22 protein-coding genes are annotated in these 23,094 nt (G+C 41.1%); 5 read left to right on the forward strand and 17 right to left on the reverse strand.

The features are described 5' to 3' along the window. Positions 1-803: 803 nt before the first annotated feature. The 4 genes from vnfD to ACMX3D_RS29745 all read left to right on the forward strand — a co-directional run bounded on the left by vnfD (position 804) and on the right by ACMX3D_RS29745 (position 7,291). A complete protein-coding gene (gene vnfD / locus ACMX3D_RS29730; RefSeq protein ID WP_482749350.1) occupies positions 804-2,567 on the forward strand; it encodes a nitrogenase vanadium-iron protein, alpha chain in 1,764 nt (587 codons plus the stop codon). Between the two features lie 224 nt (positions 2,568-2,791). Continuing rightward, entirely contained in the window at positions 2,792-4,183 is a 1,392-nt protein-coding gene (vnfK, locus tag ACMX3D_RS29735) for a V-containing nitrogenase subunit beta (protein WP_482749351.1), read from the forward strand. 132 nt (positions 4,184-4,315) lie between these two features. Next, entirely contained in the window at positions 4,316-5,845 is a 1,530-nt protein-coding gene (locus ACMX3D_RS29740) for a nitrogenase component 1 (RefSeq protein ID WP_482749352.1), read from the forward strand. A 45-nt stretch (positions 5,846-5,890) separates the two neighbouring features. Beyond that, positions 5,891-7,291 (forward strand): nitrogenase component 1, encoded by a 1,401-nt coding sequence (locus ACMX3D_RS29745; RefSeq protein ID WP_482749353.1) that lies wholly within the window; start codon positions 5,891-5,893, stop codon positions 7,289-7,291. 41 nt (positions 7,292-7,332) lie between these two features. Here the strand turns inward: ACMX3D_RS29745 and ACMX3D_RS29750 are convergent, their stop codons facing one another. From ACMX3D_RS29750 to ACMX3D_RS29790, 9 genes are all read right to left on the reverse strand, one after another. Then, positions 7,333-7,539, reverse strand: a complete 207-nt coding sequence (locus tag ACMX3D_RS29750; RefSeq protein ID WP_482749354.1) for a hypothetical protein — start codon at positions 7,537-7,539, stop codon at positions 7,333-7,335. Positions 7,540-7,542: 3 nt separating this feature from the next. Then, positions 7,543-7,968, reverse strand: a complete 426-nt coding sequence (locus tag ACMX3D_RS29755) for a pepsin/retropepsin-like aspartic protease family protein (RefSeq protein ID WP_482749355.1) — start codon at positions 7,966-7,968, stop codon at positions 7,543-7,545. Beyond that, on the reverse strand, positions 7,961-8,221 hold the full coding sequence (locus ACMX3D_RS29760; RefSeq protein WP_482749356.1) for a hypothetical protein: 261 nt from the start codon (positions 8,219-8,221) through the stop codon (positions 7,961-7,963). The genes ACMX3D_RS29755 and ACMX3D_RS29760 overlap by 8 nt, the downstream gene beginning before the upstream one ends. A 160-nt stretch (positions 8,222-8,381) precedes the next feature. Next, positions 8,382-9,380, reverse strand: a complete 999-nt coding sequence (locus ACMX3D_RS29765) for a hypothetical protein (RefSeq protein WP_482749357.1) — start codon at positions 9,378-9,380, stop codon at positions 8,382-8,384. 326 nt (positions 9,381-9,706) lie between these two features. Next, the gene (locus ACMX3D_RS29770) at positions 9,707-10,528 is read right to left on the reverse strand and encodes an NADPH-dependent oxidoreductase (RefSeq protein ID WP_482749358.1); all 822 of its coding nucleotides are present in this window, start codon (positions 10,526-10,528) and stop codon (positions 9,707-9,709) included. A gap of 297 nt (positions 10,529-10,825) precedes the next feature. Continuing rightward, the gene (locus ACMX3D_RS29775) at positions 10,826-11,446 is read right to left on the reverse strand and encodes a 2OG-Fe(II) oxygenase (RefSeq protein WP_482749359.1); all 621 of its coding nucleotides are present in this window, start codon (positions 11,444-11,446) and stop codon (positions 10,826-10,828) included. After that, positions 11,443-12,039: a transposase gene (locus tag ACMX3D_RS29780; RefSeq protein WP_482747408.1), complete on the reverse strand. Its 597-nt coding sequence runs from the start codon at positions 12,037-12,039 to the stop codon at positions 11,443-11,445. The genes ACMX3D_RS29775 and ACMX3D_RS29780 overlap by 4 nt, the downstream gene beginning before the upstream one ends. Next, positions 11,997-12,389, reverse strand: coding sequence for a helix-turn-helix domain-containing protein (locus ACMX3D_RS29785; protein ID WP_482747409.1), 393 nt, complete (start codon positions 12,387-12,389; stop codon positions 11,997-11,999). Before ACMX3D_RS29785 ends, ACMX3D_RS29780 begins: the two co-directional genes overlap by 43 nt. 104 nt (positions 12,390-12,493) lie before the next feature. Further along, entirely contained in the window at positions 12,494-13,822 is a 1,329-nt protein-coding gene (locus ACMX3D_RS29790) for an IS701 family transposase (RefSeq protein ID WP_482749360.1), read from the reverse strand. 165 nt (positions 13,823-13,987) lie between these two features. On the opposite strand from ACMX3D_RS29790, the gene ACMX3D_RS29795 reads away from it, so the two are divergent. Continuing rightward, positions 13,988-14,569, forward strand: a complete 582-nt coding sequence (locus ACMX3D_RS29795) for a TetR/AcrR family transcriptional regulator (protein WP_482749361.1) — start codon at positions 13,988-13,990, stop codon at positions 14,567-14,569. A gap of 24 nt (positions 14,570-14,593) precedes the next feature. On the opposite strand, the gene ACMX3D_RS29800 is transcribed toward ACMX3D_RS29795, so the two are convergent. The 8 genes from ACMX3D_RS29800 to cydB all read right to left on the reverse strand — a co-directional run bounded on the left by ACMX3D_RS29800 (position 14,594) and on the right by cydB (position 23,074). Next, entirely contained in the window at positions 14,594-15,748 is a 1,155-nt protein-coding gene (locus ACMX3D_RS29800; RefSeq protein WP_482749362.1) for an ABC transporter ATP-binding protein, read from the reverse strand. Then, positions 15,745-16,443 carry an ABC transporter permease gene (locus tag ACMX3D_RS29805; protein ID WP_482749363.1) on the reverse strand — a complete coding sequence of 233 codons (699 nt, stop codon included), beginning with the start codon at positions 16,441-16,443 and terminating at the stop codon, positions 15,745-15,747. Before ACMX3D_RS29805 ends, ACMX3D_RS29800 begins: the two co-directional genes overlap by 4 nt. Before the next feature lie 142 nt (positions 16,444-16,585). Further along, positions 16,586-17,467 carry an ABC transporter substrate-binding protein gene (locus ACMX3D_RS29810; protein WP_482749364.1) on the reverse strand — a complete coding sequence of 294 codons (882 nt, stop codon included), beginning with the start codon at positions 17,465-17,467 and terminating at the stop codon, positions 16,586-16,588. 253 nt (positions 17,468-17,720) lie between these two features. Continuing rightward, positions 17,721-18,839 (reverse strand): homocitrate synthase, encoded by a 1,119-nt coding sequence (gene nifV, locus ACMX3D_RS29815; protein ID WP_482749365.1) that lies wholly within the window; start codon positions 18,837-18,839, stop codon positions 17,721-17,723. 180 nt (positions 18,840-19,019) lie between these two features. Next, positions 19,020-20,150 (reverse strand): substrate-binding domain-containing protein, encoded by a 1,131-nt coding sequence (locus ACMX3D_RS29820; RefSeq protein WP_482749366.1) that lies wholly within the window; start codon positions 20,148-20,150, stop codon positions 19,020-19,022. Between the two features lie 372 nt (positions 20,151-20,522). After that, the gene (locus ACMX3D_RS29825) at positions 20,523-20,876 is read right to left on the reverse strand and encodes a hypothetical protein (RefSeq protein WP_482749367.1); all 354 of its coding nucleotides are present in this window, start codon (positions 20,874-20,876) and stop codon (positions 20,523-20,525) included. Positions 20,877-21,135: 259 nt separating this feature from the next. Continuing rightward, complete coding sequence (gene nifH, locus ACMX3D_RS29830) at positions 21,136-21,963, reverse strand: nitrogenase iron protein (RefSeq protein ID WP_482749368.1); 828 nt, start codon at positions 21,961-21,963, stop codon at positions 21,136-21,138. A 97-nt stretch (positions 21,964-22,060) separates the two neighbouring features. Further along, on the reverse strand, positions 22,061-23,074 hold the full coding sequence (gene cydB, locus ACMX3D_RS29835; protein WP_482749369.1) for a cytochrome d ubiquinol oxidase subunit II: 1,014 nt from the start codon (positions 23,072-23,074) through the stop codon (positions 22,061-22,063). Between the last annotated feature and the right edge of the window lie 20 nt (positions 23,075-23,094).

The raw sequence follows: 23,094 nt of genomic DNA on the forward strand, positions 1-23,094 counted from the left end.
AAGTTGGCTAATTTATCTTTTAAATCACCTTCAATATCTGCATTGTAGAGATGTTAAATATAACGTCTCTGCTTATTTTTCAACTCCATATAGGAGAAGTAAAGGGAACGTGCAACAGGTAATAAGTTAGCGTACAAGCTAAACTTCAACTTCAGTTGCTTGGTTTTTTGTTTTGTTATTTATAACTCAATACGCTTCAGTTAAGAGAATAGTAGGTTGGGTGTAGCGATAGCGTAACCCAACAAAGTATGCGTGAATGTTGGTTTCCGTTCCTCTACCCAACCTACACAAATCTAAGTTGTTGCCTTAACTGAACTGTATTGATTTATAACTAAACATCATAAATATTGAAATTACCAATCATACCGATTCAGAATAATAAATCCTGGTTCTAGAAGATAATAATATCTATCTGATAAAACCTGAATTTTCTAAATATTTGGAAGCAAAGTTATTGCTGCAACCATTATATAGCAAGGCTTTATAGAAAATAATATCTTCCCGATAAATATATTTATCCCACTCTAATAGATGTCTTGTAAATAGAATATTCTGTCTATTTTATTTTGTTTAATTACCCAATATATTGATTGTTAAACTATTAATATACAGACCTGTCTTTATAAATTAAAAATGCTCGCATTTTATTTATATTTTTTTCGTTTTTGTCATCCAAAATACTGTTTAACAATTAGAAGAATTGTTAACCTTTAGGAAGAGAAAAGAAAAAGACTTCTTCTTGAGGCGGCAAACAATTAAAAGCAAGAAGAAAGAAAAAGAAATCAGCAAAGGAGAATAAAGGAATGCCACTAAAACTATTAAAGTGCGACGAATCAATTCCAGAAAGAGAAAAACACGTATACATCAAAGAAAAAGGCGAAGACACCACCCAATTTCTCCCCCTATCCAACATCGAAACCATCCCCGGCTCACTCTCAGAACGTGGATGTAGCTACTGCGGCGCCAAACTCGTCATCGGTGGCGTACTCAAAGACACCATCCAAATGATACACGGCCCCATCGGTTGCGCCTACGACACCTGGCACACCAAACGCTACCCCAGCGACAACGGTAACTTTCAACTCAAATATGTCTGGTCATCAGACATGAAAGAATCCCACATCGTCTTCGGTGGCGAAAAACAACTCCGCAAATCCATCATCGAAGCCTTTGCGGAATTCCCCGACATCAAACGGATGATCGTCTACACCACCTGCGCCACCGCCTTAATTGGTGATGACATCAAAGCCGTCGTCAAAAGCGCCCAGCAAGAACTCGGTGACGTAGACATCTTCTGCGTCGAATGTCCTGGATTTGCAGGTGTGAGCCAATCCAAAGGACACCACGTCCTCAACATCGCCTGGATTAACGAAAAAGTCGGCACACTAGAGCCAGAAATCACCTCACCCTACACCATCAACGTCATCGGTGACTACAACATCCAAGGTGACACCTTCGTCCTAGAGAAGTACATGGAAAAAATGGGCATTCAAATCATCGCCCACTTCACCGGAAATGGTACTTATGACTCCTTGCGGGGGATGCACAGAGCGCAACTCAACGTTACCAACTGTGCGCGTTCGGCTGGTTATATCGCCAACGAACTCAAAAAGAGATATGGTATTCCGCGTCTAGACGTAGACACCTGGGGTTTTGACTATTGCCAAGAAGCATTACGGAAAATCGGTGCATTCTTCGGGATTGAAGACAGAGCCGAAGCTGTAATTGCAGAAGAAGTCGCCAAATACCAAGACAAAATGAATTGGTACAAGGAACGACTCACAGGCAAAAAAGTCTGTATTTGGACAGGTGGCCCCAGACTATGGCACTGGACAAAGGCTCTAGAAGATGACTTAGGAATGCAAGTAGTATCCATGTCCTCCAAGTTCGGACACCAAGAAGACTTTGAGAAGGTGATTGCCAGAGGTCAAGAAGGCACAATCTATATTGATGATGGTAATGAATTGGAGTTCTTTGAAGTTCTGGAGATGATTCGTCCTGATGTGGTGTTGACTGGGCCACGGGTGGGTGCGTTAGTTAAGAAGTTGCACTTGCCTTATGTCAATGGTCACGGTTATCACAATGGGCCATACATGGGCTTTGAGGGTGCTGTGAATATGGCCAGGGATTTGTACAATGCCATTTATTCTCCTTTGATGCAGCTTGCTGCTTTTGATGTTCGTGATGATGCGCCTAAAGCACCTGCCAAGACAAAAGAAATTGAACACTTGAATGAAAAAGTGACAAATATCACAACCTACATTCAAGAACGTTGTTTGTGGCAATTCCACTCCCGTGCATGGGACAGAGAAGAGAACATCAATGGTGTAATCCAGAAAGCCGCAGAACTCTTAAGAGGAGAAAGATCAGTTCAGGAAACACTGACTGACAAGCTGCATTATGCAGATGCGAAGATTTTGGTGTCTGAACTCAAACGCAACTTACCTTGGATCAAAGAGTTGGATAAGGAGCAAGTTAAGTCTGTACTAGAATCAGTTAAGCAAAATCTAGTCGGTATTGCTATTTCTGGTTCTCTCAACGGTGAATTGCACCACTCTCTCTACTAAAAAGATGGGATGTTGCTGAATGGGATGAGTCTCGCATAGAAAAGTTGAATAGTAGTTTTTTAATTTCTCTACTGTAATTCAGCAACATTTTCTCACTCCCCAGTCGAACTTAGACAATAACCAACATAGAACTCAGAACTGCAAAATTTAGGCGGAATTCGATTCAAATATCGGTTCTGAGTTCTATTTCCCCCACATTTCACCCTATTCTGGAGGCAATTTAGATGACTTTAGCTGTAAGTAAGAAAGAACGTGCTGGGGTAATCAATCCCATCTTTACTTGTCAGCCTGCGGGTGCTGAATATGCAACCATCGGTGTTAAAGATTGTATCCCCTTGGTGCATGGTGGACAAGGTTGCAGTATGTTTGTCCGCTTGATTTTTGCTCAACACTTGAAAGAAAACTTTGATATTGCATCTTCTTCACTCCATGAAGCTAGTGCGGTATTTGGTGGTATGCCACGGATCGAAGAAGGTGTGAAAACAATAGTAGCACGCTATCCTGATGTGCGTTTGATTCCTATCATCACCACTTGTTCTACTGAAACCATCGGGGATGACGTAGAAGGTACAATCAACAAAGTCAACAGATTCTTAAAGAAAGAGTATCCAAATCGGGAAGTGAAGTTGATTCCTGTACATACTCCTAGTTACCGTGGTAGTCAGGTAACAGGATATGATGCTGGTGTCACTTCCTTGATCACTAACTTGGCGAAAAAAGGTGAACCCAATGGTAAGTTAAACATCATTACTGGTTGGGTTAACCCTGGTGATGTGACTGAAGTTAAGCACATCCTCAGCGAAATGGGCGTTGAAGGTAACATCTTACTCGATACCGAAACCTTCAATGCTCCCACCATGCCAGATAGAAACAGCTTCACTTTTGGTAATACCACCATTGAAGATATTGCTGGTTCTGCCAATGCTGTAGGAACGATCGCTCTGTGCAAGTATGAAGGTGGTAACGCTGCTAAGTTCTTACAAGAGCAATTTGACGTTCCTGCGATCGTTGGCCCTACACCCATTGGGATCAAAAACACTGACATCTGGCTACAAAATATCAAGAAACTAACCGGTAAACCAATCCCAGAATCCTTGGTAGTAGAACGGGGTAAAGCGATTGACTCCTTGGCTGATTTAGCTCATATGTACTTTGCTAACAAGCGTGTAGCTATTTACGGCGACCCCGATTTAGTAATTGGCTTGGCTGAGTTCTGCTTAGAAGTTGAATTAGAGCCAGTATTACTGTTGTTGGGTGATGATAACCAAGCTGCTTCCAAAGACCCTAGACTAGCTGAGTTAGCTAAGAGAGCAAACCACGCTGAGTATGACATTGATGTTATCTGGAATGCTGACTTGTGGGAACTGGAAAGCCGCGTGAAAGAAAAAGGCGATATCGATTTGATTTTGGGTCACTCCAAAGGTCGGTATATTGCGATCGATAATCAAATTCCAATGGTACGCGTAGGTTTCCCCACCTTTGACCGTGCAGGTTTGTGGAAAAACCCTGTGATTGGTTATCGCGGTGCGGAATGGTTGGGAGATGCGATCGCTAATGCCTTGTTTGCAGACATGGAATACAAGCATGACCGTGAGTGGATCTTAAACGTTTGGTAAGAAATTTCTAAACGCAGAGGTACGTGAAGTATAACGCAAAGGAACGCAGAGTTTCTCATCACCTCTTCTGCGTTCCTTTGCGCTCACCGTAAGGACTCTTGGCGTTTTTATAGAATATGGGAGAGAGGAATTATGGCAACAAAGATAGATGCAAATGTTGTATTTTACGGGCATTTAAGCGAACTGTATCAACTGGCAAAAGAAGGTAAGATTAAAACCACTTTACAAGGTAGTCATACTCGACCTTGTAAATTTTGGACTGCAACTAAGATTTTAAGTGGGATTAAGGATGCGATCGTGATTTCTCATGGGCCTAGTGGTTGTGCTTATGGGGTGAAGCGGGCGTATAAACTCACCAATAGCCGTAACAGTGGTTCTCCTTATGAACCTGTTGTTACTACTAATATGAATGAGAAAGCGGTGATTTTTGGTGGGGAAAAGGAATTACGCGGTGCGATTCTGGAAGTAGATCAAAAATATCATCCTGATGCGATCGTTGTTGCTACTAGTTGCGCGTCTGGGATTATTGGCGATTGTGTAGACGAAGTAGTGGGTAAAGCCCGTAGTGAAATCGACGCAGAAATCATGACGATACACTGCGAAGGCTTCGCAGGAGAGTATCGCAGTGGCTTTGATATTGTCTTTCGCCAAATTGTAGACTTCATGGAGCCGCCCACCCCAGAACGCCAATCACAACTAGCTGATTCTGTCAATATTGTGGGCGCGAAGATGGGGCCAGAAAGGACGGAAGTAGAAGGAGATGTCAAGGAACTGAAACGACTCATTAAGGGAATGGGTGCAAGAGTTCACAGTGTGATTGCAGGGGACTGCACCTTAGAAGAACTCAAACAAGCACCAAGCGCAGCCGTTAACTGTACCTTATGTTTGGATCTGGGCTATACCATCGGTAAAGCTATGTCAGATAGATTCGGTACACCTTTAAATTCCACAATTCTGCCCTATGGTATCAGTGCTACAGAAAAATGGTTGCGCGGGGCAGCAAAATATTTAAAGATGGAAGCACAAGCAGAAGCCCTGATGGAACGGGAATATGCAGCCATTAAAACAGAATTTGAAGAAGCCAAGAAATATATCGAAGGTAAGTTAGCCATTATCGAAGGACATGATGCTATTAAGTGCTTGTCTATCGCCCATATGTTGGAACGTGATTTTGGGATGCGTGCTGTTATTTATAACTTCCATCCTTGGAGTACAGAAGCACGAGAAACCAGCGTAGATTATCTATTAGAAACGGGATTAGACCCAGAAATTCTGATTACCAAGGGGACTTTAGCTTTTGGTAAGTATGAATCAATGAAACAAACTGAAGATGAATTACTAGAATTTATCGGTGGTTTAGATGCTGATTCTGTCGTTTACTTCGGTTCTTCTTTGAGTTTTCCCCATATTCCCGTTGTGGATTTAAACGCCATCTTAAATCGTCCTAGATTTGGCTATCGCGGAGCTTTAAAGGTCGCTAAGTGTATTAAAACTGCCCTTGAATATGGTTTTAGACCCCGCAGTTCCCTAACAAAGCAAATGGTATTCCCGAAAAACTCAGGTTTAGCATCTGCTCAATCACTCACCGGCAAATTAGCCCAAGACTTGCCAGATTGCACTGTATATGCAGGGAAGAAGCGGGGAAAATGTTTTAACGAGTAATAATTCAACCGATAGTACCTTATATGCAAAGAAGAGAACAGGAAAATGCTGACAGGAATAACAAGTGAAAACTTCCAGAAACTCAATGTCATACCCTCCCACACAGAACCACTAACCTTTGATAATTGCGACCACAGTAAAGACCCAATTGTCGGCTGTGCGTTAGAAGGTATTGCTAATATGGTGGCGGGGATTAAAGATGTCAGTATTGTGATTCACTCTCCTCAAGGTTGCGCCTCTACGGTGGCGGCTGGCTATGATAACCACGAGGTGGATTTTACTAAGCGCAAAGTCGGTTGTACGCGCCTGTTTGAGTCAGATATTGTCATGGGTGCATCTGACAAACTCAAAGGTTTGATTAGAGAGGCGGATCAATCTTTTAATCCGAAAGTTATGTTTGTCGTTGGTACTTGCGCCGCAGATATTATCGGCGAAGATATTCAAGGACTATGCAACAATATTCAGCCAGAAATCAACGCCAAGCTTGTACCTCTGCTGGCTGGTGGTTTTCGCGGTAATGCTTACGATGGCTTGGAAATGGGTTTAGAAGCTTTACTTCCTTTCATCCACAAAAGAAAGAAGCGGCGCGGCGGTAAAAAACCCAGAATTGTGAATATTATTGCACCCCAAGCCAATGTTAATCCTACCTGGTGGGCTGACTTGGAATGGGTGAAGCAGACTTTAAAATCTTTGAGAATTAAGGTACAGACAGTAATTTCTCATGGTACTTCCTTTGAAGAACTGGAACAAGCGGGTAACGCAACCGCCAATATTGTTCTCAGTCATGATGTGGGGTATAAATTTGCGCGGAAAATGCAGCAAACCCATGATATTCCGCTAATTCTGGATGATATACCTTTACCAATTGGTGTGCAGAATACTACACGCTGGTTGAAGGCTTTAGCGGCGCATTTCAAAATAGACGAAACAAGAGTAGAACCACTCATCAAAGAAGGTGAAAATAGAGTTGTCGAGACGCTTCGCAAACGTGCATTGATGATTATTCCCCGATATCGCAACTGTAGAATTGCTGTGTCTGCGGATGGGACGATGGGTATTGGGTTGGTAAGAATGCTGTTTGAAGAGTTGGAAATGATTCCAGAGGTGTTGTTGTTCCGTTCAGGAATGCGCGAATCTCGTTCAATTTTGGAGCGAGAATTAAAAAGTATGGGAATTTCTCCCCGTGTAGTATTTTCTGCTGATGGGTATCAGATTAAACAAGCATTGGCTGGGGTTGATACTGATGCTGTGATTGGCTCGGCATGGGAAAAATATATGGCGGAAGAATTGGGAATTAAAATTGCTTTTGATGTATTTAGTCCGACTAACAGAGAGACTTATCTTGATAGACCATATTTTGGCTATGAAGGTATGATTAACATGATGGAGGTAATTGCTAACGATTGGGAAAGAGCATTTCGTTCCAAACATATTCATTGGACTTAGAAGCAGGCGATCGCTCTTCGGGAATCATGGGGGCGATCGCGTTACTGGCCTCGCCCTGGTTTACAATCTGCAAAACCCAACGCCTCTGAGTCAAGAAAACTTGCGATCGCCATCTCAACTACGGCTTCGATTGGATATTCAATTTCAGCAGCACGCGCAATTAAGGCTGCACGGATTCGCTCAGGCAATCTTCCTAAAATCACCTCAGCATCAGCACTTGTAAGTTGCTCTTGAAGTTTGTCCTGCATAACTTACCCTTCTTTGGATCTAGGTTGGACTTCAAAAGCTAACTCGTGTCGATAAAAACATACGTTAAATTCTGCAAAGAAATTCATGTGACCAAGAATGATGGGTGCGTCTTTTACTTGAGTCCATGCAAAAACGAACAAGACAGGGGAAAACTGAGCAACTGTACCAGAAAGTACCAACCCCCTCGCTTCACTGAAACCTAAATTACCGCTTAACTGAACCTTGACAGTCTGCTCATCCCAAACAGCCCCTAACTGCAAGCCCAGATCATAAGGTAAAACATTAACGCTCGCACCAGTATCAAGCAATGCCATCACCTCAACAGAAGAGTTGCCAGACGAGAGAGTCAAGGGCAGATATGGCATGATTACAGAGCGTCCCAAGCTATCAGTACGCTCTGTAAATGAAAAACGTTGACTATCAAGCATTGGCTATTGACTGAGCCTCAGCTAAAAGGTTTGATAAGGCTTGAACCGAGGCAGAATCGGCTTGAGGAGACCATACAACTGCTTGAGTTGATGCAAGTTGCTTGAGAAGGGCTTGTTTGGTTACTTCTTCATCATTAAGCTCCAAGGTACACCCATCTTCTCTAGCTACCTCAAGTAGAAGAAAATGAATCAAGCGTAATTTATCCTGATGAGACAGCTGATTAATGGTAGGTAAGATTTCTTGGAGTGACATACCACAAAATTGAAAAGGTCTAGCTTCTAGTTTATCCCAGTAACATTTTGCATAAACAGTATGGCGATCGCTTCCACAGTCACAGTATTAAATGCGATCGCTCTTTTGGTCAATGCTGACAAAGAAAAACAGTGCTACGGTCATAAGCGATCGCACTAACCTACACGTTTGCTGTTCCAAGCACAAGACCGGATGAATTAACTGTAATGTCAAAAGTAACACTTTGCCAGTTTGAGGGATCTATCTCGGTTCGTGTTTCTTCTAAATCTCTCGGATTTACCATTATCTGAACTTGGCGGCGACCTACCATGCTTGATGTCCAGCTTATAAGTGCCTCATGTGATTGCTGCACCACTACATAGATAACACTTATATCCATACCAATAAACATTAGCCGCCCTGTTCCACGCTTAACGATCCCCACAATTGAACCTTCTATAGTTCTACTCCGATTATTAAGAAAAGAAGTAGGAGTGCTAAACGGTTCGCCGTTAATATCAACTAAAGTTAAACCACTTAAAACTTCAATATTCTCAATATTTTCTAAAGCGTAGATTCTTGTGTTTAAAGCAATTAGCAGAAAAGGACGACCAATTAAGCGAATTAATCGCTCATAGAACCGATATCTAGCCACTACTTTAAAGCGACTTGCCGATGTAAACGGTCTGGATATGGGTGGATCTACTAACCAAATTCTTGCCGGTTTACTGTGAGTGCGAGGTATAGCTGCAATTGCTCCAATGAGAATATCAGAAGGATGTTTGGGTTTCTGCTCATTTTTTTTCTCTTTAATGCGACGCTTATGAGTTGAAATACTGGATGTTTTCTCCATTACATCTTCAACAACAGAAGCCTTACACTCAAGTATTAAAAAATTGCTTCCAGTAGAAGCAACTTGAAAATCTAGGTTTTTATGATTTTCTATATTGATCTTCTCCCAATCTGCCGCGTGTGTACCGAGGACTATACCCATTGCATATAAAGTTGCCCCTACACCTATACGTTCAATTCTATGGTTCTCCATCTCTTGAGGAGAGAATTTAGCAACTAAGGTTCTGCCCTCAATATCGTAGTACTCAAGAAATTCATCTAACCTGCCAAAAGCACGATTCAAAAGATTGTCTCTGCTATCCCAGTTTGGCTGATTTTTCTGCTCCATAAACATAGATTCAGCCAGTAGATCGAGCGGTTCAACATCAAACCCATTAGCAACGAGATTAGCTATCTCTTGTGCAAAAATTGTATGTGCAAATAATTTTGACTATTCTCGATCATAATAAGCAACATCAAAGTGAAGCATCTTAGCTCTTTAAAAATCCACAATGGGGTTCTCTTACCAACTAGTGTTAGCGATCGCTTAACTCATTGTTACATAAGTGTCATTCCACCTGATTTATTTCAAAGCAGAAAAACATAGTGAAAAGTTGAGCGCAGGAAACCCACGCTCAAGACTTTTCAAAAACGAGTATTTCCTATTGTATTGATTTACAATAACTTGAAGCCGAAGTTATTGAGAGTCTCATGCAAATTCTTGCAGCCTTTGAGATAGTCTAGCGTGGCGATTCTCTCGGCGGAGTGTTCTGACCAATCACCAGCGACGTTCATGTTTTGTTCGGTGTAGAACTGTTTCATAATATCGTTGTAGTGAGCGATCGCATCTTCTTGTTCTGCTAATTTATAAGTCTCACGATGCAATATAGCTTGCTGGGGTAAACGTGGTTTTACTGCTGGTTGGACTTCAGGATTAGGAAAGCCTAAACACTGTCCAAATACTGGGAAGACGAAAGGCGGTAAGTTCAATAATGTGGCTACTTCTTGGGTATGGTTGCGGATTGCACCTATGTATACTGTTCCTAAACCCAAGGACTCAGCTACTACAGTCACATTTTGCGCTGCTATGGAAGCATCAACTATAGCTTTTACCAAAAGTTCGGTGTATTCTAACGCAACATGAGCTAGTCCACGACTGTCAGCAATTTGAGCCAAACGTCCTAAATCGGCTAACCATACTAAGAATACCGGAGCTTGCTTGACATGGGCTTGATTATTGGAAAAACGATATAGTTCTTGTTTGCGTTCTTCATCTTCAACCGCTACCACACTCCAGCTTTGCAAATTTGCGGAAGTAGGTGCAGATTGAGCCGCAGCTACTAATAACTCGATAATTCCTAGTGGTAAAGGATCAGGTAAATAAGAGCGGACTGAACGGTGAGATAATATTGTTCCGATAGAGTCATTCCAAGGAATATTGACATCAAAAGGAATTTCACCGTAGCGCGATCGCAAAACTTCCACAGGATTAGTCATAATTAAAAACTCCAAATATTTCAAAGTTACAAAAACTCACTCAAAAACTCTCCGCGCCCCTCTGCGTTTATCAACTACTCTGGAAACAAAAACACAATCTTAGCCAAAGACTCCAATTCATTTGACGAATAATAATCAGAGTAAATATCCATTGCTAATATTTCTCTTACCGACATCACAAAAGAGATAAATACAAGCAAAACAAACAGCAGAGGAATAATTTGTCTAAGTCTTGAGAAATGATAAACTTTGCTATTCATCATCAATTTTTCCTAGAGAATAATTAGGATGTATTCACTAAACATTCCGAAAAAAAGCTACTCGTAAAGCTAACCGACTTTCAGACATCGGAGAAGTAACCGGAGTTACCATGTGCCAAGAATTATCAGAACGTACGATCACAACTGAAGAATGACTCAAAGGTAAAATATCTCGAAAAGCTGAATCCGGTTCAGAGTCTTTCAGAATCCGCAAACAACCGCCCCAATTTTCTGACCATTCTTGATTGAAAAATAGTAGATGAGTTAAAACTTTATTCGGTTCATCTGTATGGGGAAAATGTTGATGTCCCGATTTATATTGACGAAATCCAATATCCATTATACAATCGGTCAAATCTAAGCCAGTCATATCTCCTAAAGCTTGACGATAAGCATTTGTCCAGAGTCCTTCTATTAAATTTCGCCATACATGACTGAGGTGTTTTAAATCAGAAGTTAATTTTCCTTGTGCAAGTCGTTGTCGCCAGCGATCATCTTTAAATTTGAGCAGTAAAGGAATATCTTGACTAGAAGCAATTATCTTTCCCCAGTAATAGCCGTAACTTTCTCCTGTGGATAGGAAAAAATCTTGTTTAGGAAAACTGGCGGTTAATTCTAGACTTACTTCTTTTGATAATACAGCAGATTTGAGGTTCATGAGGTACAGTAGCAGCAATTAGTAAACCAATTTTTTAGATGCTTTGGATCAACTAGTTTCAGCGCAATTTTAATTAAACCATCAACGACAGATGCACTCTTGGGAGAAAATTGTTTCAGAAAAGCTTTTAATTGTGACCACCAATGTTCAATTGGATTGAATTCAGGAGAATAAGGAGATAGATAAAGAACACTTGCTCCCACTCCTTCAATCAAAAGCTGAATCTCTTCGACTTTATGAGCAGGTAGATTATCCATTACAACGACTGCACCAACCCATAATTGCGGAAGTAAAAAATGTTCTACAAAAACTTTATATGCATCTCCATCCATTGAGCCGTTTAAAGTCATCACCGCTAAAACTTTCTTTAAGCTAATTCCTCCGATTACACTTATTTTTGCTCCCCGGTAATATGGTTTAAAATTATACGCTCTAGTGCCGCGCTCGCTTCTTTGATGAGTCCTAGTTAAGCCAAGTAAAACACCCATTTCATCTATAAATACAAGGTTTTCTGGGTCTACTTGCTTTACTTTCTCCCAATACTCTATTCTCAGTTTTTGGACTCTTTCTGTTTTTCCTTGGCTGCTACGCAAAGTCTTTTTTTTCGAGTTAATTTTTGTTTTTGTAATGCACAACACATCACACTTGCACACACCCAAACGTTGTATTTTTCTCCAAAATATTCGCAATATTCCAATAAAGTTGCATCTGGGTAAATTTGAACCATTTCGGCTAATTCGCTCGCGAAATCATCTAGCCTACCCTTCATGGCTCCACCTTGCTTTTTGGGTTCTAGATGTCCTTGCACTCTATGAAGTTGGATTAGCTTTTGCACATAGCTTTTTGCTACACCAAATTGCACAGCAACCTTTCTTATTGAAGTACCACCCTTTTCGTAAGTATTTACTATTTTTTCTCGTAAATCGATTGAGTATGCTTTCATTTTAAGTCTTGATGCACCAATACTATGTGTACCTCATTTACCTCGAAAGTGCTGTAACCCTCTTCTGTCACTTTCCGGAATAAGCAAGTAGTAAAGAAGCTAAATCATCCAGAAGTATAACAGGGTTTAAATTGATTCATTGCGGCAATTAAATGATTGAATCCCAGTAACAAATGTGAATTAGGGAAAATACTTAACCAGGGATAAATTAACCAAAATAGTAAAAGTGGTTGGATAATGAGACGCAGATTATTTAAAGTATTCTTCCATCCAGATTCATGGTTCCATTGCGGATGATTAGAAAAATCAACATCACTATTTTCTTGTGCTTCAGTCTCAAGTTGACGAGATTGATTAAAGCCTAAGAAGACTGGAGAATTTAAACTAATCATCGTATAAACGCTAAAAATAACCTCCCACCATCTCTCAATGTGTTGGAAATTAGTGAAACGGTAATCTGTCCAGCCTAATTCCTGTTTACACTGTCGAAACCCATATTCTACCCAGGTTCTTAATCCATATAAGTCGCCTAAAATCTTTTTCAAATTCCCTTGCAGATTCGTCATCACAAAGGAGGTAGAATTTTCCGGCATGGTTTCTGGATCAGTAGTTATTTCCCAGTAAGTTATGGCTCTTTTTTTTCCATAAATTATTTCCCTAATGTATCTAGTCTCCGATTTATGATTGCTAAATGTTCTTTTAAATTTACACCACGTATTCGCTCTAACGCTTTGTCCTGAAGGCAACCAGACTCCATGATTACTTCTGATTGATACTACATAACCTAAGTTGTATTCAGCTACCTTTCTAATAAATTGGCTACTTTCACCATACAAACTATCAGCCAATACTAATTCAATATTGAAGCCTGATTCCATTAATTCTGTAATTATCTCTGATGCTAACTCTATTTTAGTTTTATATTTATCTGACTCTTTTAGTGTTCCTTTTGGTTTAAATACTTTGAAAATTAAGGGAAAAGTTATGTTAGCGTAAACTCCATAGGCGTTGACTGAAACTATTCCATTATCTACCTTTCCCACGCTTCCTAAATATTGTCTAGCGACATAATCTGTCTTTTTACCTTTTTTTCTATCTCCGGTTTCATCTATTACTAATGTAATTGCCCGACCATCTAATTGTTTCTTCAATTTATTTAATCTTCGTTGTTTTAAGTTATTTACTGACCAATCTGAATTTGCTAAAAAATGGTGTAATGACTGTGCTGAATTTATACTTACTACCTTTGCTATTTCCGGTAATGATTTTCTTTTTATCGTTGATATTATCCCCATGTGTAAACATTTGAAGCACTCATAATTCCTTACTTCTTTAAATAAGTTTTTATACTCTGCACAATATTCATCTATGATGGCAACTGTTGGGTGAGCATCTCTCGCCAAATGCTTTAGGATTTGTAGTTCTACATCCATTGCTCTGCTTACCTTCCAGAGGTTTTTCTTTTGATTCTTTTATTCAGAATACCCGGAAAGTGACAGAAGAGGGGTAAGTCTCTAATTAAAGCCCAATGATACGGAACTTTTTGGATGACTGCGGTACGAATAGATTGAAGGTTCAGCATGATTTGGCTAAGGTAGATGACTAAACTGAAAACGAAACGTAAATCTGTCTACGATCGCATTTTGCAAACAGCATCAGATTTGTTTTATCGGGAGGGTATTCGCAATGTTGGTATTGACAGAATCATTGCGGAATCTGGTGTAGCAAAAATGTCGCTGTACAATCATTTCAAGTCAAAAGATGCTTTGATTGAAGCTTGGTTGCGACAAGAGGATGAAAAATGGTGTAATTGGCTAAAAACCACTGTTGAACAACAAACCTCTGAGCCTGCTAAACAACTTTTGGCAATCTTTGACGCTTTAAGAGAATGGTTTGAAAGTCCAGATTTTCGGGGTTGTGCATTTATTAACGCCTCAGTAGAATTAGCTAATCCTGACCATCCTGGGTATCGAGTAGCACTAGAACATCAACAAGCGATTTACCACTACATCAAAACTCTCGCTCAAGCCGCAGCCCTAACATCACCAGAACAATTAGCCAGACAATTGCTGTTGCTCGTACAAGGTGCGATCGTTGTTGCAATGATGGAAGGCAGTTGGTCAACTGCATCACAGGCGAAGAAGGCGGCATCAATTCTCATTCAAACAGCATCAACATAAACTCTGCGTTTAAAAAACTCCCACTCATACAAAATGTGCATCTCTCGGATGAAACGCCAACTTAATCAAGCTGTGATGGTAAACATTCTCTGACACATCATTACGAGGAACTCTAGCCGTTAAAGTTTGTTCTCCCACCTTCACCTTGATGGTATAAGTTCCTACACCGCGCACAATCCGTTCTACCCTGCCTTGAATAGAGACTGCACCTGGTTGTGGTGGAATTGTGGAACTGAGATCATCAATATGGAAAGCATCGCTGGATAGACAACAGGCTGTGATGGGTGCATTGATTTCGCCATAATATGAAAACTCCATAGTGTTAGCTAATTTAATCAAATAACCACGGTGTTCTGGTTCGATTTGGCAGGGAATGACGTTATCCATACCGACAAGTCTGGCGAGTTGCTGATTAGCTGGACGGCGGATGAGCATTTCTAACTTATCGTCTTGGATAATTCCACCGTCAAATAAAGCGATCGCGCGATCGGCAAAATTCAAGATATCTGTAAAGTTATGGCTGACTAAAATCACCGCAGCCCCTCTAGCTTCCGCCCATTGGTGAATTTTTTCGATGATTTGCGGGCGAATTGCCACATCTAAATAAGCGGAAGGCTCATCTAATAACAGTAATTCTGGATCAGCTACCAACCCGCAAGCAATACACACTCGCTTACCTTCTCCACCAGAAAGTGCGCGGGCTTGTCGATGTGCTAAATGTTCGCAACCAAATGTTTCCAGCGCAGTATATACCCTATGCTTAATTTGGTGCTTTGGTACACCGCGAAACTGTAAGACTCTGGCAACATTATTAAATACCGTGTCATCCAACAGTAATGTTTCTTGAAACACCAATGCAGAACGACGACGCAAGGCTGTTTGATTAACTTGACGAGCATCCTGTCCAAACAATTGCATTTCCCCACGGTAGGACTGCAACATATTGATGGTTCTTAACAGGGTGCTTTTACCCGCACCATTAGGGCCAACTACGGCGACTAGTTCCCCTGGACGCACAGCGAAATTATCAATTGATAGGATATTTTTCCGGCTTTTGCTATCAACTTTCACCTGACGCATATTCAGGATATATTGATTGACTTCCTCCTGATTTTCCTGTGATTTTGTGGGAGGGGATTCTAAATTGACAAACGACCTTAACTTATGCAATTTACTCATAACATCTTTTTATCGTGCTGCAAAATAGTCAGCGACACAACAATGCTGTAGGTGATGAACAGGAGAATGTACGCGATCGCCATCGCCACATCAAAGTTACCTTTTTCTACCTCCGTCACAATAGCTGTAGTTAAAACTCGCGTCTGTCCTTTGATATTTCCCCCCACCATTATTGAAGCCCCAACTTCCGAGATGACGCGACCAAAACCCGCAATAATAGCAGCTATTAAGCCAAGTTTTGCTTCCTTAATTAATAACCAATGAGCTTGCCAAGGTGTTGCACCCATTGATAATAATTGCCAACGTAGTTTCGGATTAATACTTAGGATGGCGGCAAAACTAAAACCCGCAACTATGGGGAAAGCAATGATAGTTTGAGCGATAATCATGGCTGTGGTTGTGTACATTAAATCCAAATCACCCAAAGGGCCAGAACGCCACAAAAATAGACTCACCACCAAGCCAACCACCACAGGCGGTAATCCCATCCCGAAGTTAACGACACTGTTTAATACAGGTTTCCCAAAGAAATCTTCTAAAGCCAACCACAACCCCAAAGGTACACCCAGCAGCACACTAATAACTGTCGCTGTTCCAGATACTAGCAATGTCATCGTCATGACTTCGATAACATTGCGATCGCCACTAATTAATAACTCTAGAGCCGTATTTGCTCCATCAATGATTGTATCCACGAGTCTCTTATGAATCGAAAAAATCTTGAAACGTGCAGTCACCCAAAACTAATCTTTCTACCTTTGCGTCTTTGCGCCTTTGCGTGAGCTTTTAAATAATATTTTCAGCAACACCAAAGTATTGATGCAACAGGCCTAATCGCTAAAACCCATAATCCTTTTCACTCTTACCCCCATCAACAAAAAACAATGGCTGTCCAAATTCTTGCCTACCATGAGCAGCAATTATTCTCTGTCCTTCAGAAGATAAAACAAAATCAATAAATGCTTTAGCTCCTGCATTATTGACTCTGGAGAATTTCTGCGGATTTACTTGCATCACATGGTAGAGATTTAATAATTTCCTGTCTCCTTCTACCAATACCTGTAAGGAATTAAGATTCTTTTTCTGAAATATATATGTTGCCCTATCTGCTAATGTATATCCCAGTTTTTGATTAGCAACTTGTAAAGTTTTTGCCATTCCTGACCCTGTTTGTTGATACCAAATACCAGCAGGGTTAATATTAGCTTGTTGCCATAAATCTTTTTCTAATTTATTTGTACCTGAATCATCACCTCTTGATACAAATAATGCTTGGTTTTTGGCAATTGCATTAAACGCTTGCACAGCATTTTTGCTACCTCGAATCTTCGCCTTATCAGGATTACCTGGCCCCACAATTACAAAGTCGTTGTGCATAACCAAGTGGCGATTAGTCACTGCACCACCTTGTAAAACTTTGCGTTCGGCTTTGGGTGAATTGACAAATAGTGCGTCAACTTCGCCTTTTTCTGCTAAAGCTAATGCTTGTCCAGTTCCTACTGCAACTTTTTTGAGTCGATAGCCTGTTTTTTTCTCAAATGCTGGGACTAAATCATCAAGCAATCCACTATCTTCGATGCTAGTTGTCATGGCGACAATGACATTACGATTTCTCGCAGATTGAGCATTTGCTTGTGGTGTTAATAAGTTACTAGTGTTAGTAGTTACAATTGCTAAACAAGAAGCTAAAGCTGCAATGACGAATCTTCTTTGAACCATATAACCTCTCAGGATTTACACAGATAGCGTTGTTAATTGAGAATAGGATTTGTCTCACGCAAAGGCGCAAAGACGCAAAGGTAAGAAGAAAAAGAAACGCAATTTTTATAGTTGATAAGTTTATGAAATGCTGAGTCTTTTTCCTGACTCAGGAAGTATTAATTACAGAATTAATTGCAGTCTAGAGAGATAATTTCCCCCTGCTCCCTGCCCCCTTGCGGTCTATTTGTATCAGACTTAAAGTTAAACAGTATTATCTTTGGGGAACTAAACTTAGTAGTTCTTCAACGGTGAGGCTGCGTTTAGTTTTGACTGATTGATGACGTACTGCATCTAATACTGATTGAATTTCGGCTTGACCGAGGGTAATACCGTGTTGTTGCAGGACACTGAGTAGGAGATGACGACCGGAATGTTTACCTACTACTAAACGTCGTTCCCAACCTACATCTTCTGGTGCAAATGGTTCATAGGTGATGGGGTTTTGCAGCACGCCATGAGCATGAATCCCTGATTCGTGTGCAAAGGTATTTTCACCGACGATCGCTTTCCAAGGAAGGACAGGGAAATTAGTAGCTTTGGAGACTAATTTTGATACTTCTACGAGTCTTTTGGTATCAATTCCTGTGGGTATATCGTAGAGATATTTGAGTCCCATCACTACTTCTTCTAAAGGTGCATTTCCGGCTCGTTCACCTATACCATTGACGGTGGTATTCACAGATATTGCGCCAGCTTTCACACCGGCTAAGGTGTTCGCCAAGGCCATACCAAAGTCGTCATGTGTGTGCATTTCGATGACAATTGATAGGTGCGATACTAGATGGCTAACTTTTTTGTAGGTGGTTGTGGGGTCGAGGATTCCTACAGTATCACAGAAGCGAAACCGAAACGCGCCCCATTCTTGGGCAGATTGGGCAAGTTCTAAGAGAAAGGATTCATCGGCTCTCGAAGAATCTTCACCACCAACAGAGACAGATAAACCGCGATCGCAGGCAAAATTAATTGCATCTCGTAGTTTATCTAAGACTAACTGTCGTTGTCCTTTGAATTTAGCGGCTATCTGAATATCGGAGACGGGAACAGAAACATGAACTCTATCCAAACCACAATCGATAGATGCTTGAATATCTGACAAATTCGCCCGATTCCAGCCAAGTAGTTTGGCATTTAATCCGAGATTGGCAATCCTTGTAATCGATTCTGCTTCTTCATGTCCCATTGCGGGAATGCCAACTTCTAATTCGTGGACACCTATAGAATCGAGTAGAGAGGCGATCGCAATTTTTTCTTCAACATTAAAGGCTATACCAGCCGCCTGTTCTCCATCTCGCAAGGTTGTATCGTTAATGTAAATAACCTGATTGTTCATAGTAAATAAATGACCAATGGTTTAACTCTGAGTAGAACGCGATGAAACAACAAAACCATTTCCAGAAAAATTAAATCGCCTCCAACCCTTTACCCTCTTGATTTCCAAAGGGTACAGGGGTGTAGGGGAAGGGGAAAATTCCTTGATTGGGACTTCCCGCTACTTCTCACACAATCCCGATTAAATAGTTGCGACAACTTCGCCAATGTCGCTGATGTCATAACCACCTAGAACCTCTAATTGTGATTGCACCAGGCGATGTCCCAAGATACTCAAAAATTGCTGTACTGGTGCTTCTTCCAAGTATTCTTTGAGAATCACCAAGTCATATCGTGCTTGATGCAAGGGGATAAATCCCAAACCAAAAGCCGCCGCCACAGAAGCCGTACTCACCCCAGCATCGGCGATACCTGCGGCTATAGATAAAGCCACATCTTGATGACTATGAACAATATGTTCATATCCTGGAATTACGGTTGCTGATACCTCTTCTTCTTTTAGTTTGCGTTCTAAAAGCATCCGACTACCAGAACCTGGTTCGCGGTTAATGATTGTCGCTTTGAGTCTCACCAAATCAGATAAGGATTGAATTTCCATTGGATTTCCTGGTGCAACTACCAGTCCTTCTTCCCAAATCCCCAAAGTAATTAAAACTGCACTTCTACCACCTAAAACTTCCCGCGCAAAAGGAATGTTATGTTCTCCTGTTTGCGGGTCGTACAAGTGCATCCCTGCAATGTGAACCTCACCCCGGTTTAAACTACGCAAGGCTGCCATACTATTAGCAAAGTGATAATGAACCCGTAGCTGGGGGTGCCAGCGTTCAGTCGCTCTGGCTAAAAAGGAAATGACTGGCGTACAACCGGCGATGACAACCGTATTTTGCAGTTTGTCTAAATCATCAAGCAGGCTTACTTGGACTTTATTCGTATGTGTCTGACTCTCTGCTTTGCCGTCAGCAGGGATCATTTCCATCCGAAAAGCTTCCTTGCCCACGAGGGGGTAAGCTATCCATTGACCGCCAACCCGTGCTAAACTAACTCTCAGTTGATTGCCAGTGGGAACTGGTTTAGCAAGAACCGCCTCAACTTCGGGTAAATCGTCCTCTATCCAGAATAAGTTTTCGACTTGGCAACCCAATGCTTTAGCTAAACGCAGGGTGATGGCAATAGAAGGTGCATATTGTCCAGATTCTACACCACTAATAGTCTGACGAGTTACGCCAGCGATATTAGCCAAGTCTTGCTGACTCATTCCTAAACGCGTTCTGATTGACTTGAGGTTGTTGCAGATATTGACATCTAGCTTCATGAAACTCTATCTCTCCGTGACAAGAAGCTACCACAGGCAAATTAAAACTGCCTAGGTAATAGCACAGCCTTCTAGTACATATCTAAGAAGACTGATGATTGCGTTTGGATGACTACACGCATATTGCCTTACTTGCCGAATCTTTAATATCTGCGGCAAATAAGTTGCACTTGATTTCAATTGATTTACTGGTTTTTATTCCCCCTTAACGCAAGTTTAGCATACATATTGCCAAAATAATTGCCAAGGGAAAAACTTTTTATACTTGGATTTTCTATCAGTAATGTATATGCAGTTACAGATTTTTGTAAGTTTTATTCTTTTAGGAAAAGGAGTGTAGGATTTTAGGGGAGAAGAACTCATGTATAAGTCCTACTGTTCTAAATACTGTGATACCAATAATTGGAGTTCTAACCATAGTACTGGGTCTTTTTGCTTTAATGTGGAACAGCGATCGCGGATAATGCGTGTAGCATTCATACAAAGAGCATTTGCTATTCCCATATCTTGAGCGACACTTCTAAAAGTTCCGGTAAAACCATTAACCGTAGCAAAAACTTGATGAGGAGCAAAAATCACAAAATATTGTAGAAGTTTTTGCGGTCTTCCCCAATAAGAGTAGACAAGTTCGACATGGCAATATGGCAGCAAAGTATTTAGTTCAGGACAGCGTTCTTTAACTAAGGTAGTAAATTTTTCAACTAAGGTTTCTTCAGTCAGCATCATCAAAATGTTCCTTGATTTAGAATATGTGGGTGTGAGGGAAGATGGCAAGAGACAAGGGAGAGAGATGTTTGTAAATCATTGAGGATTACTATGAATACGCCGAATACGCCGTGTGCAAATTTTTCTCAAACCTAACCCCCAACCCCTTCCCTCATAGGGAAGGGGAGCAAGATTCAAAGCCTCTCTCCGCTTCGGGGAGAGGTTTGGAGAGGGGTTTCAAGAATAAGTCGTACATCGCGTTATGAATATGAGAAAATATTTAGACGCTCAAAACTCCCGAATTTACCAACAGTTTTTCTAGCTGTTCATCAGATAAAGGTTTGGGAATGACAAAATTTGTGTTTTGGTCAATTGCTTTGGCTAAGTGACGGTAATGCTGTGCTTGTTCGCAATGAGATGCATACTCAATCACCGTCTGACTATAAAATTCCGCTTGCTGTACGATGTTGTCTCTGGGAATAAAGGCAATCATTTGAGTTCCTAATTGTTCCGCAAAAGCCTGAACTAAATCATCTTCTTGCTCAATATTGCGAGAGTTGCAAATTAAGCCTCCCAGCCGCACACCGCCAATAACCGCATATTTGTGAATCCCCCGACAGATATTGTTAGTGGTGTACATAGCCATAATTTCGCCAGAAGTAACGATATAAACTTCTTGTGCCTTTCTTTCCCGCATCGGCATTACAAAGCCACCGCACACCACACTACCCAAACCATCATAAAAAGTGTAATCAAGTTGGAGTTTTTCATCGTAAGCACCCAGTTGTTCTAACAAGCCAATGGATGTAATTACACCCCTACCTGTACATCCCACCCCAGGTTCAGGGCCGCCAGATTCCACACAAAAGGTCTTACCCCAGCCTTCTTTGCATAAATCTTCTAAATGCAAATCGCCTGATTCTTGACGTAAGGTATCTAAAACAATCTTTGGGTGTAATCCTCCTAACAACAGCCTGGTAGAATCAGCCTTAGAGTCGCACCCAACCACCATCACCTTACGCTCTATTTCCACTAAACCAGCTACCATATTTTGAATAGTTGTAGATTTACCAATGCCCCCTTTACCGTAAATAGCAATCTTCCGCATAGACGTTCACCGATCGAAAGGAATTTGTTTCACGCGGAGACGCAGAGAGTAAGAGAACTCCGCGTACCTCCGCTTACCTCAGCGTGACTCTGCGTTTTTACTCCCCATAATGAGGACTAACAACCTTACCTCTAAATACTCGGTAAAGATAGATGTTGTAGAACAGTAGAATCGGGACAAAAAACCCGATGAAAGCAATCATGAAGGCTTGGGAACTCAAAGAGGAAGAAGCCTGATAGATTGTGATTTGGAAAGGAATAATGTAAGGAAATACGACGAAAGCCAACGCCAAAATAGTGATTAAGAAAACCACAATTGTCCAAACAAAAGGCATGATTTCTTGGCGTTGATTGATACTATTCATCAGTAGTCCTACTGCAACGGTCGCTAACAGGGGAATAGCCGCAAATATGACTAATTCCGGTTGGTGAAATAGCCTTTCTTTGACTTGTTCGTAAAACATTGGTGTAGCAATTGTTAACGCCATTGCCCCAATAAATGTGGTGATGGCACTAAATTTAGCGGTGATGTAGTGATATCGTTTTAATTCACCTTCTGTCTTCGCAATCAAATAAGTTGAACCAATCAAAACATAGCCTTGAACTACTGTTAATGCTACTAATATTGATGGTAAATTCAACCAATCCCAAGTCCCACCAATAAAGTTTCCGGCTGCATCAACTTTAATTCCCGCAATTACGCCGCCTAATACTAATCCTTGAGAGAAAGCTACTAACAAACTACCTCCACCAAAACCAATATTCCAAAAGGTTTTGTCTAGGGAATGTTCCCGAAATTCAAAGGCGACGGCGCGGAAGATAAACCCAATCACCATCAAGGTAATCGGAATGTAGAGGGCATTAACGATAGTAGCGTAAGCCAGGGGGAAAGCTCCATACAACAAACCCCCTGTACATACTAGCCAAGTTTCATTAGCATCCCAAACGGTGCTGAGGGTGTTGATAATGATCCCCCGTCGTCCTTCGTTAGCAGCAGTTAGGGTCAAAATTCCTACGCCTAAATCAAAGCCATCGGTAATTAAGTACAAGGTGAGGAACAGGGCAACAAGTCCAAACCAAAGTAGTGGTAGAGTGGTGCTTACGGATTCCATGAGAGTTGTATTTTTTGGGT

The sequence above is a fragment of the Anabaena sp. TISTR 8404 genome (genome assembly GCF_056847745.1).